This is a genomic window from Candidatus Erwinia dacicola, assembly GCF_001756855.1.
Classification (GTDB): Bacteria; Pseudomonadota; Gammaproteobacteria; order Enterobacterales; family Enterobacteriaceae; genus Erwinia; species Erwinia dacicola.
In genome coordinates, this window is record NZ_MAYS01000592.1 from 1 (window position 1) to 3,048 (window position 3,048).

Below are 3,048 nucleotides of genomic sequence, written 5' to 3' on the forward strand. Positions count from 1 at the left end.
CGGTCTGCCGTCCGACGAGACACTCAAGGCGGTACAGGCCCATATCGACGACCAGCGCCCGGTGACGGCAAAAGACACGCTGGTGATGGCCCCGGAGCCGCTCAGTACCGATATCTCGGTCAGAGTCAGCCTTGACGGGCTTTCACTTGATGAGGCCAGGACGCAGATAACCCTGGTGCTGACGGATTACTTCAGACGTCTGGCTCCGGGAGAGATTGCGGTCAGAACTCAGATTGGGGCGCTTATCTCCGATATCACCGGCGTGGTGGATTATGAGCTGACAGCACCAACCGGCAACGTCGTGCCGGAGGTCAGCGAGAAGACCGTGCAGTGGATACGTCCCGGCACCATTACCACAGGCGAGCTGAAATGACCGGGAACGAGTACCGCGAGCTGCTGTATCTGCTCCTGCCAGATGGCTATGCACGCGATGGTAAGCGGCTGAACGCCGAGCTGCAGGCTGCAGGTAATACGCTGGCAAATGTCGAGCGCAGCGCACAGGACGTACTGAATGGCGTAACACCGTTCACCGCCGTGGCGCTGCTGTCGGACTGGGAGCGAGTGCTGGGCTTATCGGTCAGCAGCGGGATGACCATTCAGGCCCGCCGTCAGCAGATTATGGCGAAGCTGGTTGAGACCGGGGGGCTGAGCCGCAGCTACTTTATCCGCCTGGCGAATTCACTGGGCTATGACGTCACCATCGACGAACCGGAGCCGTTCCGCTGTGGCCGTAACCGGTGCGGTGACCGTCTGTGGATACAGGAAATTATCTGGGTCTGGATTGTGAATATTCAGGATGGCCAGGTGCCGGTGTACCGCTTCCGCTGCGGCAGTTCGGCCACGGGTGAGCGCCTGCTGTCATTTGGCCAGAATATGCTGGAGAGCATATTCCGCGATTTAAAACCCGCTCACACGCAGGTTGTATTTAATTACGTGGAGAATAAAACGTAATGAAAGATATTATTGATCCAGTCGATACTGACGATGGTCTATTTCACGATGGTGACCCGTCAACCGGCGCGGAAGGCACCATCGTATACGCAAAAATCATGAATGCGCTTCAGGGCGGAATTATTGATATTCAGACCGAGAATAAAAATATTCTGGCTGAAGCTCAGATGACGCCTGACCCGTCGAAGAATAACCAACTGGTGACGGCCATAAAAGCGATTGCCACGGCGATAGCGGTTGCTGTAACGGCGACAGCTGTTCCTGTTGGCACCCCACTGGCATGGCCATCTACAACACCGCCAGAGGGTTATGCCATTATGCAGGGACAGACCTTCGACACCGAGAAGTACCCCAAAACCGCCGCTGCCTATCCATCCGGCAAGCTACCGGATATGCGCGGACAGACCATCAAAGGTGCTCCAGATGGGCGTGCGCTATTGAGTCTGGAGGCTGATGGTATTAAGTCGCACACACATACTGCAACTGCAGCAGCGACTGACCTGGGGACAAAATCGACCACATCATTCGATCATGGTAATAAGAGCACAACCTCCACAGACCTGGGCACGAAGACATCATCATCTTTTAATTACGGTACAAAGACCACGAACAGCGCTGGTATACATACCCATACATACGCCTTGCGGGATGGTGCAAACCAGACATCGAAAATCGCACCCAATAACGGTGATCATGGATGGGGTTCTGGCATAACATCAGGTGCAGGCGAACATACCCATACTGTTACTATCGGATCTCATACTCATATTGTCGCGATGGGTGCGCACGCACACACCGTTCCTATCGGGGCACATACCCACTCTGTGGTTATGGGAACACATACTCATACCGTAACAATTGCAGCTACAGGTAATGCAGAGAATACCGTTAAAAATATCGCATACAATTATATTGTGAGGCTTGCATAATGGCTTTTGAAATGTCCGATAAAGCGCAGACTATTAAGATTTTTAATTTACGCGCAGACACCAGTGAATTTATTGGTGCCGGTGATGCGTATATTGCACCGCATACGGGATTACCGGCTAACTGCACCGAAATAGCGCCACCGGCTATTCCCGCAGGCCAGGTAGCGATTTTCAATGATAAAGGACAAGCCTGGTCCCTGAGTGAAGACCATCGGGGTGAAACCGTATATGACACTTCATCCGGGCAGGCAGTATTTATTTCAGATATTGGTCCACTGCCAAAAAATACTGTCACTGCTGCCCCTGCAGGGCAGTATGAAAAATGGGATGGAAAAGCCTGGGTAAAAGATGACGAAGCGGAGAAGAATGCTCTGAAGGCCGAAGCAGCAGACAAGCAGCGACAGCTGATTACCGAAGCCCGAGCCGTTATAGGTGAATGGCAAACTGAGCTAATGTTGGGTTCTATCTCTGATGACAATAAAGTCAAACTGCAAAAATGGATTGACTATATTGAGGCACTAAAGCGCGTTGACCTCAGTGACCCCGCTTGGCCTGATATCCCTGCGGACTAACAAAAGGCAAGTATCGACCAGAAAAGAGACTGAGCATATTTGGCCGTCAGATATTGACGGCTTGTTTTATCCTATCTCGCTCGTTATGTTGCTACAATGTTGAGACTAATTCCCTGACTGATTGTTTTTTATTATTTGTTTGGGGCTGTCCTAGATAACTAAGATCATCTAGGATAGTGCCATGAGAAAAAGCAGACTCAGTCAGTACAAACAGGAACGGTTACTTGAACAGTTTATTGCAGGCTCCACAGCCCGTATTGCCGCAGAGCTGGTTGGTGTCCACAGGAACACTGCTGCATACTATTTTCACCGCCTCAGAGTGCTGATAGCCGAGCACGTAGATAGGCACTCCTGGTTTGATGGCGAGATTGAACTGGACGAAAGTTATTTTGGTGGTCGTCGTAAAGGTCAGCGTGGCAGAGGTGCTGCCGGAAAAGTGCCTGTTTTCGGGCTTCTCAAGCGTGGTGGTAAGGTGTATACCAAGGTCATACCCGATGCCAAATCACGCACATTACTGCCGATAATAGAGTCAAAAATTTACCCTGACAGCATCGTCTATACCGATAATTTTGCCAGTTATGATGTACTGGATGTGA

4 protein-coding genes and 1 pseudogene are annotated in these 3,048 nt (G+C 51.2%); all 5 read left to right on the top strand.

Annotation, left to right across the window (positions count from 1 at the left end):
• A pseudogene (locus tag BBW68_RS14640) lies at positions 1-373 on the top strand (baseplate J/gp47 family protein); the annotation flags it as partial.
• Positions 370-951, top strand: coding sequence for a YmfQ family protein (locus BBW68_RS14645; protein ID WP_070135910.1), 582 nt, complete (start codon positions 370-372; stop codon positions 949-951). The pseudogene BBW68_RS14640 and the gene BBW68_RS14645, both read left to right, overlap by 4 nt.
• The gene (locus BBW68_RS14650; protein WP_070135911.1) at positions 951-1,880 is read left to right on the top strand and encodes a phage tail protein; all 930 of its coding nucleotides are present in this window, start codon (positions 951-953) and stop codon (positions 1,878-1,880) included. Before BBW68_RS14645 ends, BBW68_RS14650 begins: the two co-directional genes overlap by 1 nt.
• On the top strand, positions 1,880-2,452 hold the full coding sequence (locus BBW68_RS14655) for a tail fiber assembly protein (protein WP_070135912.1): 573 nt from the start codon (positions 1,880-1,882) through the stop codon (positions 2,450-2,452). The genes BBW68_RS14650 and BBW68_RS14655 overlap by 1 nt, the downstream gene beginning before the upstream one ends.
• A gap of 181 nt (positions 2,453-2,633) precedes the next feature.
• Positions 2,634-3,048, top strand: a 415-nt coding sequence (locus BBW68_RS14660; protein ID WP_148127470.1) for an IS1595 family transposase, incomplete at its 3' end; no start/stop codon positions are given.

What these genes read in the sequence shown, in the direction of transcription:
- BBW68_RS14655 (WP_070135912.1), top strand. Translation starts at nt 1,880, where the DNA reads ATGGCTTTTGAAATGTCCGATAAAGCGCAGACTATTAAGATTTTTAAT.
- BBW68_RS14645 (WP_070135910.1), top strand. Translation starts at nt 370, where the DNA reads ATGACCGGGAACGAGTACCGCGAGCTGCTGTATCTGCTCCTGCCAGAT.
- BBW68_RS14650 (WP_070135911.1), top strand. Translation starts at nt 951, where the DNA reads ATGAAAGATATTATTGATCCAGTCGATACTGACGATGGTCTATTTCAC.